Origin of the sequence: Cohnella silvisoli, assembly GCF_021190915.1 — a bacterium.
GTDB classification, from domain to species: Bacteria; Bacillota; Bacilli; order Paenibacillales; family Paenibacillaceae; genus Cohnella; species Cohnella silvisoli.
The window spans coordinates 375,325-388,577 of the sequence record NZ_JAIOAP010000004.1; the positions used below are offsets into that span (position 1 = coordinate 375,325).

13 protein-coding genes are annotated in these 13,253 nt (G+C 46.8%); 12 read left to right on the forward strand and 1 reads right to left on the reverse strand.

Annotation, left to right across the window (positions count from 1 at the left end):
* The first annotated feature begins 14 nt into the window (after positions 1–14).
* The 10 genes from K7P76_RS10890 to prfB all read left to right on the forward strand — a co-directional run bounded on the left by K7P76_RS10890 (position 15) and on the right by prfB (position 10,397).
* Entirely contained in the window at positions 15–965 is a 951-nt protein-coding gene (locus K7P76_RS10890; RefSeq protein ID WP_232185319.1) for a dTDP-glucose 4,6-dehydratase, read from the forward strand.
* Between the two features lie 11 nt (positions 966–976).
* The gene (gene pseC, locus K7P76_RS10895) at positions 977–2,185 is read left to right on the forward strand and encodes a UDP-4-amino-4,6-dideoxy-N-acetyl-beta-L-altrosamine transaminase (RefSeq protein WP_232185383.1); all 1,209 of its coding nucleotides are present in this window, start codon (positions 977–979) and stop codon (positions 2,183–2,185) included.
* Between the two features lie 61 nt (positions 2,186–2,246).
* Positions 2,247–2,654, forward strand: coding sequence for a flagellar protein FlaG (locus K7P76_RS10900; RefSeq protein ID WP_232185320.1), 408 nt, complete (start codon positions 2,247–2,249; stop codon positions 2,652–2,654).
* Positions 2,655–2,685: 31 nt separating this feature from the next.
* Positions 2,686–4,581, forward strand: a complete 1,896-nt coding sequence (gene fliD, locus K7P76_RS10905) for a flagellar filament capping protein FliD (protein WP_232185321.1) — start codon at positions 2,686–2,688, stop codon at positions 4,579–4,581.
* Positions 4,582–4,629: 48 nt separating this feature from the next.
* Positions 4,630–5,025 carry a flagellar export chaperone FliS gene (gene fliS / locus K7P76_RS10910; RefSeq protein ID WP_232185322.1) on the forward strand — a complete coding sequence of 132 codons (396 nt, stop codon included), beginning with the start codon at positions 4,630–4,632 and terminating at the stop codon, positions 5,023–5,025.
* On the forward strand, positions 5,018–5,368 hold the full coding sequence (locus K7P76_RS10915; RefSeq protein ID WP_232185323.1) for a flagellar protein FliT: 351 nt from the start codon (positions 5,018–5,020) through the stop codon (positions 5,366–5,368). Before fliS ends, K7P76_RS10915 begins: the two co-directional genes overlap by 8 nt.
* A 154-nt stretch (positions 5,369–5,522) precedes the next feature.
* On the forward strand, positions 5,523–5,720 hold the full coding sequence (locus tag K7P76_RS10920) for a cold shock domain-containing protein (protein WP_115993872.1): 198 nt from the start codon (positions 5,523–5,525) through the stop codon (positions 5,718–5,720).
* Positions 5,721–5,941: 221 nt separating this feature from the next.
* A complete protein-coding gene (hpf, locus tag K7P76_RS10925; protein WP_232185324.1) occupies positions 5,942–6,505 on the forward strand; it encodes a ribosome hibernation-promoting factor, HPF/YfiA family in 564 nt (187 codons plus the stop codon).
* 192 nt (positions 6,506–6,697) lie between these two features.
* Positions 6,698–9,211 (forward strand): preprotein translocase subunit SecA, encoded by a 2,514-nt coding sequence (gene secA / locus K7P76_RS10930; protein WP_232185325.1) that lies wholly within the window; start codon positions 6,698–6,700, stop codon positions 9,209–9,211.
* A gap of 66 nt (positions 9,212–9,277) precedes the next feature.
* A protein-coding gene (gene prfB, locus K7P76_RS10935; protein ID WP_232185326.1) for a peptide chain release factor 2 occupies positions 9,278–10,397 on the forward strand; the annotation gives its coding sequence in 2 pieces (ribosomal slippage) (positions 9,278–9,355 and positions 9,357–10,397; 1,119 coding nt in all).
* A 122-nt stretch (positions 10,398–10,519) separates the two neighbouring features.
* Here the strand turns inward: prfB and K7P76_RS10940 are convergent.
* Positions 10,520–10,903 carry a RelB antitoxin-like protein gene (locus K7P76_RS10940; protein WP_309244753.1) on the reverse strand — a complete coding sequence of 128 codons (384 nt, stop codon included), beginning with the start codon at positions 10,901–10,903 and terminating at the stop codon, positions 10,520–10,522.
* A gap of 154 nt (positions 10,904–11,057) precedes the next feature.
* Between K7P76_RS10940 and K7P76_RS10945 the strand changes: the two genes are divergently transcribed.
* On the forward strand, positions 11,058–11,975 hold the full coding sequence (locus K7P76_RS10945) for a YitT family protein (protein WP_309244750.1): 918 nt from the start codon (positions 11,058–11,060) through the stop codon (positions 11,973–11,975).
* 217 nt (positions 11,976–12,192) lie between these two features.
* On the forward strand, positions 12,193–13,245 hold the full coding sequence (gene argC, locus K7P76_RS10950; protein WP_232185328.1) for an N-acetyl-gamma-glutamyl-phosphate reductase: 1,053 nt from the start codon (positions 12,193–12,195) through the stop codon (positions 13,243–13,245).
* Positions 13,246–13,253: the final 8 nt, after the last annotated feature.

A 13,253-nucleotide genomic window follows, 5' to 3' on the forward strand; every position in this document is an offset into this window, starting at 1 on the left:
GGGAGGAATTAGGTATGAATATATTAGTGACTGGCGGGGCAGGTTTTATCGGACGATGGGTAGTAGATAAGCTTCTGAAAGATGGGCATCAACTATGGGTTCTTGATGATTTATCTAATGGAAGCAAAGCTAATATACAAGAATTTATTAATCATTCTGGATTAATAGATTTAATTGTGGGCGATATCAAAAATGAACTATTATTAGCTGAATTATTTACGAAAAACAAATTCGATATTTGCTATCATTTAGGCGCGTCCATTAACGTTCAGGATTCTATTGACGACCCGCACACAACTTTTTTTAATGATACAGTCGGTACGTTTTATATTATGGAACAATGCAAGAAACACAAAGTAAAAGTGGTATTCATGAGTACTTGTATGGTTTATGACCGCTGTACTGAAGAAACAGGGATTACCGAATTGCATCAGATTAAGCCAGCATCACCTTATGCTGGGGCCAAGATTGCTGCGGAGAATATGGTGCTGTCTTATTACTTTTCCTACGATTTACCTGTGGTTGTCATTCGCCCCTTTAATACTTATGGCCCTTACCAGAAAACAGGTGGTGAGGGCGGAGTAGTGGCTATCTTCATCCGCAATAAATTGACGGGTCTCGATCTGAATATATATGGAGAAGGTACTCAAACCCGTGATTTATTGTATGTAGAGGATTGTGCGCGGTTCGTCGTGGAATCAGGGTATTCAGAAGCGGTTAATGGTCAAATCGTAAATGCTGGTTTAGGCAAAGACATTTCGATCAACGATTTGGCTCAGCTTGTTGTCGGGGACGAATCGCGTATCCGCCATGTACCACACATTCACCCTCAAAGTGAAATCCAGAAGTTGTTGTGCAATTATGAGAAAGCACAAGAGTTACTCGGATGGAAACCGGAAGTAACGTTGGAAGAAGGCATAATTCGCACGGAAGAATGGATCAAATCAGGAGGTCTGGGAATATGAGTTTCAGTTCTTTGGACCATGACATTCCAGCTTTGCATGGGGGCCGGCCGATGCGTAAGACTATGCTTGCTTACGGTCAGCAATGGCTTGATGAAGCTGATATCGAATCTGTTGTCCAAGTGCTGCGCGGAGATTTCATTACCCAAGGTCCGAAGATTTCTGAATTCGAAGGGAAAGTAGCCGCATATGCGGGTGTCAGATTTGCTGTTGCTTTCTCCAGTGGAACAGGTGCTTTGCATGGGGCTTGCTTCGCTGCGGGAATTGGTAGTGGGGACGAGGTTATTACTACACCTATGACGTTTCTCGCTAGTAGCAATTGCATTCTATACCAAGGCGGCACGCCGATATTTGCGGATATTAAACCGGATACTTACAACATCGATCCAGAGGAGATCGAAAGGTTGCTAACTTCCAGAACTAAGGCTATTATTCCGGTTGATTTTACAGGACAACCAGTTGAGATAGACAGCATTATGGATCTTGCGAATCGTCATAACCTAACGGTGATTCATGATGCAGCCCATTCATTTGGAGCAGAGTATAAAGGGAAAAAAATCGGCACTTGGGCACATATGACGATGTTTAGTTTTCATCCAGTTAAGCATGTAACTACTGGCGAAGGTGGAGTCATTGTTACGGACGACGAGACCTTTTATCGAAAACTTCTGTTATTTCGCAATCACGGTATAACCAAAGACCCTGAAGTCCTTTGGAAAAATGATGGGCCATGGTATTACGAAATGCAAGAACTAGGTTATCATTATCGAATTACGGATATGCAAGCAGCGCTTGGCGTATCTCAGATGGACAAACTGGATGATTTCGTGCAACGTAGACGGGATATCGCTCACTACTATTCAGAGACGTTGAGAGGGATAGATGGGATTAGTGTTCCGGAACAGCATCCGGATGCTCTTTCGAGTTGGCATCTTTACGTAATTCGACTCGATTTGGACAAATTTAGTGTTTCAAGAAAAGAATTATTCGAAGCATTAAGAGCGGAAAATATTGGCGTCCATGTTCATTATATCCCAGTTCATCTTCAACCTTATTATCAAAAGCTTGGTTATACGAAGGGGATTTGTCCAATAGCCGAAGATATGTATCAGAGAATCTTAACGCTTCCGTTGTTCCCAAGAATGACGGACAACGATATTCGAGATGTTGTAGCGGCTGTTCATAAGGTTCTAAGATATTATTTAATCTCCTCTACCAATTAATTCTAAAATTATATGCTCTACCTTCCGATAATAAAGTATATGACTATTGGAGGGGTTTATCTTGGAAGCAGGATTACCTAATATCGGCAATAATTCGACGGCAGATTGGACACAGGCGCTTCAACCAGCAAGCATTCCTGAAAGAAATGTATCATCTGCTACGGAGACCCCGTTGGCTGTTACGGAGTTTCCCAGTCTGACTACGTTGAAACAAACAGAACATCTGGGAGGCCAAATCACGATCAGTGATCAACAGGTGTTACGCGCGATAGAGAAAGCTATTAAGGCTATTGAAGGTGCGACGACGTCTTTGCAATTTACTATTCACGAAAGAACAAAGCATATATCGGTTAAAGTTCTCAATTCAGAAACGGGGGAAATCATTCGTGAAATTCCTCCTGAGAAAAACCTGGATTTTTTAGCAAACCTGTGGGAGAAGGCTGGAATTTTGGTAGACGAACGTAGATAAAGCATCACGAATACTATGGAGGTGAAGGATTATGGTTTCTAGCTCACAGAGAATATCAGGACTCGCATCGGGTATGGACATCGATACGATGGTTAAGAACTTGATGAAGGCTAACAGGGCTCCCCTCAATAAGCTAAATGCTTCCAAAACCGTGTTAGAATGGCAACGTGATGCTTATCGGAGCGTGAATACTAAGGTTCTTGAATTCCGTAACCAAGTATTTAATATGAAGCTTGATTCTAACTTTAGCAATAAGAAAGCTATCTCATCCAATGACAGCTCTATTTCTGTATCGGGAACTGCGACTGCGGCGGAAGGGATCTATCAGATTGAAGTGATTGGATTAGCAGAGGGGGCTAAGCTGAACTCCACTGGACCTATTGGAGCGAAAGCGAAACAAGGATTAAGTACTAAGCTTAGCGATATTGGTTCCTTTAGCGGCCTTACGACTTTAACTGTTGCCGGTGAGAAGGGCACGACTACTATTGAGGTCAAGGGTGCGGACACCTTAGATTCTCTTGTTAAATCGATTAATGACAAGTCAGGTGCTACTGGCGTGAAGCTTAATTATGATGCGAACCTAGATCATCTGTTCTTCACGTCTTCCAACACGGGACTCGCTGCCAAAGTTAGTTTGCAATCGCAAGACAGCGGGCTGCTTCAGAACGTTTTAAATCTTGGGAACCCTGGAGCGGTGGTTCCAGGTTCTCTCTTGACCGGAGCAACAACGTTCGCAGATCGAGAGAATGCCGTGATTAACAGTTCGTTAACTGCTGATCAGACGATTAGTGTTTCTTATGGCGGCGCTGTGTCTGAATTTACGATTTCCAAGACGACAACTTTAGGTACTTTGATTAAGCAGATTAATAGTTCAGAAGTAGGGAAGAAAGGTATGTCTGCGATAATAGACTCTACCAATCACCTTGCGTTTACGAATCCAACTGACCAAACAGATCCTGATCCCACGAAAAAGATCGTCATCACGGACATTACAGCAGATTCTACGGATGCCCTGATTAAGCTTGGTATTCATGATGCTGGCGGTTTGGATAGTCTCGTGGTTACATCGAGAGATTATTTTCAAGTGTCGGATGCGGGATTGGATGCATCAATTAAATTTAATGGTGTTCTTGGAACCTACTCGACCAACTCATTCAATATTAATGGTTTAGACTTTACGGCAAAGGCTGTAGGGGGTATGCAGACGATTACGGTAACTCAAGATACGGATGCCGTATATGATAAAATCAAAACATTCGTTGATAAATACAACGAGCTTATTGATTCCGTTAATAAGACATTGGATGAAAAGAAATACAGAGACTTTCCTCCGCTTACCGATGAGCAAAAAGCAGATATGAAGGAAGACGACATCAAAAAATGGAACGAAAAAGCACAAAGCGGTATGCTTCGCAGTGATCAAATGATCTCGAGCGCTCTTGCTGGTTTCCGTACGTCCATAAGCTCCGTAATCACAGGGTTGCCCAGTGGGGATCTGAAACAACTGAGCCAGCTTGGAATCGTAACTGGATCTTATGCGGAGAAAGGCAAACTGTACATCGAGAGCCCTACGCAGCTCAAAAAAATGATCGCCGAGAAACCTGATGAGGTCGCGGCTTTATTCACCGCAAAAGACAGCGATCCTTCAAGTAATACTGCTGATGGCATTGCTACGAGACTTGTCGAGCAAGCGGATGCTCTAATGGCTAAGATTAAGAAAAAAGCGGGTACCATTTCAAGTGTTGATACTACGTTCACAATTGGTAAACAAACTCGTGATTATGATAAACGGATTTATGATATGGGTGTGCGTTTGGATGCTCTTGAAACCAAATACTACAACCAATTCACGGCCATGGAAAAGTATATCAATCAAATGAATACTCAGAGTGCGTACTTAGCTCAGCAATTTGGCGGGGGAAAATAGATAACAACTCAGAACAGTCACGAGCACACATCCTTAGGAGGAACATGGATGATACAGGCCCAACGAAATAAGTACCTGGAGACTTCTGTTCAAACCGCTGCGCCGGCTACATTGCTCATTATGTTAGTTGACGGCGCGATACGTTTCTGCAGATCAGGTATTGAGAACATTCGACAAAGTAATTACGAAGAAGCCAACACCCAACTTGTCAAAGCCCAAAGCATCGTTAGCGAATTCGCGATTACGTTAGATCGCAATTCACCGATTGCTGAAAGCTTATTGTCGCTCTATGAATATTTTAACTATCGGCTAACGCAGGCAAACATCAAGAAATCTACCGAACCAGCCGAAGAAGTGCTGCAGCATCTGATCGAATTAAAAGAAACGTGGATCCAGGCTTCTAAGCTGGCTGTTTCCGCTCAAACGGAAATGAGCCATGGATGAGCTCTTCGCTTCATTGGTAAGCATTACTGAAGCTGCAGCCCTTCGCTCGGACAGTATGGAGGATGAGCAGTGGGCTGAATTTATGGAAGAACGCGTTAAGCTGCTCATTCAAATCAGACGGCTCGATGCAGAGCTTCCTGATAATGCGCCTGAACGACTTCGCTATCAGGAAGCTGCTAAACGGTTGGCCGACTGGGATGCAGTCATCATGAGCAGGATGGAAGAGCTTAAAGCAGAAGCTGCAGAACACTTGGGCAAGATTACAGATTTCCGCAAGCAGAAGGACGCGTATGACGGAGCGGACACTGCGATAGATAGCTACTTTGTAGATAAGAAGTGGTAGGCGCGGAGCACCCGCGCTTTTCTTTTTCCTCTTAAATAAAACGCTTACAAAAAACCATTGACACCAATCTTTACCTGATGTTATATTCGAAATGTGGGCCGGGCCGAAATGCCTATGTCTAACGTCATTTGAATATGAAGGGAATGTTTAACACATGCAAGGTAAAGTTAAATGGTTCAACGCAGAAAAAGGTTACGGCTTCATCGAGACAGAGCAAGGTGGCGACGTGTTCGTTCACTTCTCCGCTATTCAAATGGACGGCTACAAAGCTCTTGAAGAAGGTCAAACCGTAGAGTTCGACATCGTTCAAGGTGCCAGAGGTCCTCAAGCAGCTAACGTTACTAGAGTGTAATCATAACGGCGCAATCGCGTCGAACAATCATACAAGATGTGGGCTACATGTGTTAATGTATCTGCCACGCCACCCTGGAGAAATCCAGGGTTTTTTTAATTTAAATTTTAAATTTGCAGCATATGAGCCAAGTTATCTAAAAATTCAAATTTATTATCGGAATGTTTTGAAACGGCTCCCTCGGGTGTGTTATCATAGAGTCATGCAAAGGAGGAATGCCCATGAAATACATCATTCGTGGTCAGCGTATGGAAGTGACAGATGCTCTTCGAGATTATGTGGAGAAGAAGCTAAGTCGTCTTGAGCGGTATTTTGAAGCACCTCCCCAATCAGATGTAACCGTAACCTTAAGCGTCACCAAAGGCCAGCAAGCCATTGAGGTTACGATCCCTCTCCCTGGAGCGCTCTTGCGCGCAGAGGAGAAAAGAGAGGATATGTACGCATCGATTGACTTTGTAGTGGACAAACTGGAACGCCAAATTCGTAAACACAAAACGAAAATCAATCGTAATTTCCGAGAAGCAGGTTCTGCTAGAGCACTTTTTAAGGAAGATGCCGGCAATGGTCAGGGTGTAACGACACTTTCTAGGGATGAAGAGGACGATCTGGAGCTAGTACGAACGAAACGATTTAACTTGAAGCCGATGGATGTGGAAGAAGCGATTCTTCAAATGAACCTAGTAGGGCACAATTTCTACGTATTCGCTAACACAGCCTCTAAGGAAATAAGTGTCGTATATCGTCGGAATGACGGCAAGTATGGGTTAATCGAATCTGCTGAATAACATTTGATAAGTAAGCCTCGGCTAATATAGCTGGGGCTTTTTTGCGCTTGTACAAAAATTTAGAGTGTTGCCGAAAATGACCGGGTTGCCCGTAATTTTACAACTCCCCGCCCCCTTCCTTGCCCCATTTTCGCCAAACTGCTAAAATGAGAAGATGTTGTTAGACCCGCGAGAGAGAGGGGTACTTCCTATATGCTCGGACTTGTCAAAAAAATATTCGGAGATGCCAATGAACGTGAAGTGAAACGGCTCCTTAAGACCGTTGATCAGATCAATGGACTGGAGTCCTCCATTACATCATTAAGCGATGAACAGCTTCGCGCCAAGACAGATGAATTCCGCAACCGTCTAGCCAAAGGAGAGTCTTTGGAAGACATTCTTCCGGAGGCGTTCGCGGTCGTGCGGGAAGCGTCCAAACGCACGCTCAACATGCGTCACTTTGACGTGCAGTTAATCGGCGGTATGGTTCTGCATAACGGTAAGATTGCCGAGATGAGAACCGGAGAAGGTAAAACGCTAGTCGGTACTCTGTCCGTCTATTTGAACGCGCTTCTTGGCGAAGGCGTGCACGTTGTTACCGTCAACGATTACTTGGCTCAACGCGATAGCGCACTTATGGGCCAAATTTATTCTTTCCTCGGCATGACCGTCGGTTGCAACTTACACGGCCTTACCCACGAGGAGAAGCAAGAGGCTTACGCCTGCGACATCACTTACGGAACGAACAATGAATTCGGGTTCGATTATTTGCGCGACAACATGGTCCTGTACAAGGAACAGATGGTTCAGCGCCCGCTTCACTATGCCATCATCGATGAAGTGGATTCCATTCTCGTCGACGAAGCGCGGACACCGCTGATCATCTCGGGGCAAGCCCAGAAATCGACGGAGCTGTATTATGCGGCCGATCGTCTGGTTAGCAGGCTTACGGATGTAGAAGACTTTACCGTCGATATCAAAATGCGCAGCGTAGCCCTGACTGAGCAAGGGGTTACGAAGGTGGAGCGCGCTTTTAATATCGAGAACCTATTCGCTCACGACAACGTGACGCTCAACCACCACGTCAATCAAGCGCTCCGCGCAAGATATATTATGAAACGCGATGTCGATTATGTCGTTCAAGAAGATGAAGTCATTATCGTCGACGAGTTTACAGGACGTCTTATGGCCGGCCGTCGTTACAGCGAGGGTCTTCATCAAGCGATCGAGGCGAAAGAGCAGCTTACGGTTCAGAACGAGAGCATGACGTTGGCGACCATTACGTTCCAGAACTACTTCCGGATGTATCGCAAACTTGCCGGCATGACCGGTACTGCCAAGACAGAGGAAGAAGAGTTCAAACGGATTTACGGCTTGGATGTAATCCAAGTGCCGACGAACCGTCCGATGATTCGTACGGATATTCCGGACGTCGTCTACAAATCGGAGAACGGCAAGTATCGTGCCGTCGTCGAGGAAATCGTACGCCGTCATGCAACGGGACAACCTGTATTGGTCGGTACCGTGTCGATCGAGAACTCCGAACGCATTGCCGACATGCTTAAGAAGAAAGGTGTTCCTCACCAAGTTCTCAACGCCAAGTACCATGCCGAGGAGGCCGCTATTATTTCCAATGCCGGCCAGCATGGTACCGTTACGATAGCGACGAATATGGCGGGCCGCGGAACGGACATTTTGCTTGGTTCCGGCGTAGCGGATATTGGCGGACTTCATATTATGGGCACCGAGCGCCACGAATCCCGCCGTATCGATAATCAGCTTCGCGGACGCGCAGGCCGCCAAGGCGACCCGGGTTCGTCGCAATTTTACCTGTCCATGCAGGATGAGTTGATGCGCCGGTTCGGCGCGGACAATATTATGGGCATGATGGAGCGACTGGGCTTCGACGAGGATTCTCCGATCGAGAGCCGTCTAATCTCGCGCGCGATCGAGTCCGCTCAGAAACGCGTCGAGGGCAGCAACTTCGATACTCGGCGCATCGTTCTCCAATACGATGACGTCATTAACTTGCAGCGGGAGAAAATTTACGGAGATCGCCGTCAAATTCTCAATTCCGATAATATACGCGATGTCATTGCGGAAATGGTTCGTTCCGTCATTACCCGCGCGGTCGAAAGCCATTGCTCGGATAACGATGTTCCGGAAGATTGGGATATGGACAGCCTCGTTACTTACGCTCATACGCATTTCTTGCCGGAAGACCGGTTAAGCAAGGACGATCTATGGGGCAAGGAAAAAGAGGAAATGATCGACATGCTCGTAGAGCGCGTCGAGCAATTATATGATGAGCGCGAAGAGTCCATCGGTCTCGATACGATGCGCGAATTCGAGAAAGTGGTCGTTCTCCGCGCCGTTGACAGCAAATGGATGGACCACATCGATGCTATGGACCATTTGCGCCAAGGTATTCACTTGCGTGCTTACGGCGGTAACGATCCGCTTCGCGAATATCAATTCGAAGGACATAACATGTTCCTCTCCATGATCGAGCGGATCGAAGAAGAGATCACGATGTACATCATGAGGGCGCAAGTTGAAACGGCTCCGAAGCGCGAGGCGGTAGCGGAAGGCCAAGCCGTCGACGCGAAAGCGGAAGAGGGTCCGAAAAAGCCTAAAACCCGCAGCGCCAACGCGGTTGGACGCAACGATCCATGCCCATGCGGCAGCGGAAAGAAATACAAATTGTGTCACGGTCGCATAGACTAAACTTAGCTTGCTAACGATTTGTTCGCTGAATGAGGCAAGCACAAGATTCGATGAGGTGATTTCAACATGTTCGAGCTAGACGTAACGGTTAAGCAAGACCTTCGTGGAAATGCGAAGCGACTCCAGCAACTCAGGGGGTCCCTTTGACTTAGATCTGAAGAAGGAACAAATCGAGAACTACGAAGTCAAGATGAGCGATCCTAATTTCTGGGACGACAACGAGAAAGCGCAAGCCGTTATCGCCGAGATGAATGCGATTAAGTCCGTAGTTGACCAGTTCGAGGGCTTGGCGAACGAGCAGCAAGATCTAGAAGATATGCTGGAGATTCTTGAAGAAGAATTGGATGAATCCATGGCTGTCGAATGGACGCAGAGCGTTAACGCTTTTACCGCCAAAGTCGACTCTTTCGAGCTTCAATTGCTGCTCAACCAGCCTTACGATAAACTAGATGCCATCCTGGAGCTTCATCCGGGCGCAGGCGGAACCGAATCGCAGGATTGGGCCCAAATGCTGTACAGGATGTATACGAGATGGGCGGAGAAACGCGGCTTCAAGGTCGAACTTCTCGACTATCTTCCGGGAGACGAAGCGGGGATTAAAAGCGTTACGATCCAAATAAGGGGCCATAACGCGTATGGTTATCTGAAGGCGGAGAAAGGCGTCCATCGGCTTGTGCGGATTTCTCCGTTCGATGCCTCGGGCAGACGGCATACTTCTTTCGTTTCCTGCGATGTTGTGCCGGAGATCAATGATGAAATCCATATTGAGATCCGTCCCGAGGATTTGAGGGTCGACACTTACCGTGCCAGCGGAGCCGGGGGTCAGCACATCAATAAGACGGATTCGGCGATTCGACTCACCCACATACCAACGGGGGTAGTCGTTGCTTGCCAGACGCAGCGCTCTCAGATTCAGAACCGAGAGAAAGCCATGAAGATGCTGCAGTCCAAGCTCTACGAGCTGAGAATCCAAGAGCAGCAGAAAGAGCTGGCCGAAGTGCGCGGAGAGCATATGGACATTGCTTGGGGCAGCCAGATACGCTCTTATGTTTTCCATCCTTACAGCATGGTTAAGGATCACCGTACATCGGTGGAAACGGGGAACGTGGGCGCGGTCATGGACGGCGATCTGGATGCTTTCATCGACGGTTTCTTACGAAGCCAGATCAGGCAGGAAGCTCAATAAACGCAACAAAGCCACAGGGCAACTTATCCTGTGGCTTATATTTTTGAATTGAACTCTTCTTTTGTAGCATGCAGCTGTTTCAGAACCAGAGCAAACAACATAGGCGAGTATTGTTTGCTATCTTATGATCCTTTGTGTTGGACATTAATGAACTCCATGATCGTAAGAGGGGTATTGTGCATCATTACTTTAATGACATACGGGAAATGTTTTCTCCTGTTTGGAGAATTGAAATAGAGCGTGAACTGTTCTTGCAAATATTCATAAGAATATTCAATTAATTCTTTCACTAAATTTTCTAATACTCCAGCTTCGGTTGCGCCAGTTGCAATAAGATCATCAATCTCGGCGAAAGAGGCGATATAACCCCCTTCATCATCTTGCTCGATAAAAGCGTTGAGTTTAAGATCTTGAATGAGTACGGAGAGATGATCAAAGTTCATCATCATCAGATGATCTCTCCGGCGATTAATCACTTTGGGTGTGGTGCGAATAACAGAATCAATGACTTCGCTGAAAAATTATTAGGATTATTATCTCCGCCTAATTGCATGCTTAAACAATCAATTGGAAATGGGTGGTACAATATGCATAACCATGTCATCAACTCCCTACACTTAATTCATGCAGTAAAGATCCATCCAAGGAAGAGGAATATTCATGACCGATCCGCGCAATAAAGTCTCGCCTATGCAGGCAAAGGTAAATAAACGCGCAGCTCGCCGTTTTCCGCCGGGAGTTCGCACCCTATTCAGCTACACAGCTATGTTGATCGGTTCTTTTTTCATAGCAGCTAGCTTTAACATGTTTCTGTTGCCTAACCGGATTGCTTCGGGCGGGGTGTCGGGTATATCCGTTATATTGAACACGCTGTACCAAATACCGCCGGCGTACACTCAGTGGGCGCTTAATATTCCATTGTTCATTGTGGGTATTCTGGTGCTTGGCAAATATTTTGGCGTGAAAACGGCCGTAGGTTCCATTGTATTGCCTCTGTTCGTTTTGCTAACCGCGCACTTGACGCCTCCAACCCACGATCCCCTGCTGGCCTCCTTATACGGCGGTCTTGGAGTTGGCATTGGCCTAGGCCTCGTGTTCCGAGGCAGAGGCTCGACAGGGGGACTGGATCTCGCCGCGCAAATCGTTCACCGCGTGGTAGGTTTAAGACTGGGGTTAGCGGTAGCCTTTCTCGACGGTCTCGTCATTCTCTCCGCAGGAATATTCATTTCATTGGAAAATGCGCTATACGCTCTGATCGGCTTATTCGCAACGAGCAAAACAATCGATATCATACAGACTGGATTTCAAACCTCCAAGGCGGCTTTTATTATATCCAAGCATCCTGAACTCGTTTCGAAGGCTATCCTGCATGAATTGGATCGGGGTTTGACGAAGCTTCAAGGGGTCGGAGGTTATACGGGAGACGACCGTCCCGTTCTGTTGGCTGTTGTCGGACAGAATGAAGTATTAAGACTAAAGCTGCTTGTTCGCGATGCGGATCCGGATGCCTTCGTAATCATCACCAATGCTTCCGAAGTGCTCGGTGAAGGCTTTCACGATGGAAGTCGGTTATTATAATTGTTGAAATCTCGGCAATTGAACCGTTGAATAAATAATACTTTCGATGTATAATAATACATAATTCTTCAATCGAACGATGTATTCCGATCCTATGGGATTTGATCGCGGCCCGGCTGCATTCTCGGCTTTCATTCAAGCACGTTATCCGGTACAATGAGGATGGTTTGGCCAAAAGACCGATTGTACTTTTTTTATAGGCATGGGGGAGTCCACTATGACAACTACTCAAATCCGCGCTGCCATCGTCGGTTCTACCGGCTACGGCGGCGTCGAACTCATCCGATTGCTTCAATCTCATCCTAACGTTACGGTCACGTCGGTTATTTCCTCGTCTAATGCGGGAACGCCGATTGCCGAAGGTTATCCGCATTTAACGGAAATCCGTACGGACTTGCTTGACGGCATCGACGTCGAAAACATTCGCTCGAAAGCCGATGTCGTTTTCCTGGCGACTCCTCATGGGATCAGCATGAAGCTGGCTCCCGAGTTTCTGGAGGCTGGCCTTAAGGTTATCGATCTCTCCGGCGACTTCCGGCTGAAATCCGGCGATGTGTATCGGGAGTGGTATAAACATGAGCCGGCCGAGCAAACGCTCGTAGACCGCGCGATATATGGCCTTGCCGAAGTGTATGGATCGCAAGTTGCGGGTGCGGATTTCATCTCCAATCCCGGCTGTTTCACGACATCGGCGCTGCTAGGATTGTATCCGGCGGTGAAGGCGGGGTGGATTAACCCCGACAGCATTATTATCGATGCCAAGTCCGGTGTGTCTGGGGCGGGACGGGGCTTGAACCTAAGCTCGCATTACTCGGAAATCAACGAAAACTTCAAAGCTTATAAAATAAATAAACACCAGCATACCCCGGAAATTGAGCAAGTGCTCTCCGAAGCGGCTGGGCGTCCGGTCATTACGACTTTCACGACGCATTTGGTGCCGATGACAAGAGGCATTATGAGCACGATGTACGCCACGCTGACCGACAAAAGAACGAGCGCAGATTTCGTGGAACTCTATCGGCAATTCTATGAAGGTCGGAAGTTCGTCCGCGTGCGCCAAGTGGGAAATTGGCCGGCGACGAAAGAAGTATGGGGCACGAACTATTGCGACATCGGCTTCTCGGTCGACGAAAGAACGGGTCGCATCACTTTCATTTCGGTTATCGATAATTTGGTCAAAGGCGCGGCCGGCCAAGCGATACAGAATTTGAACCTGCTCATGAACTGGGACGAGACGCTCGGACTGCAGTTCACGCCGGTGTACCCTTAATACGAGAA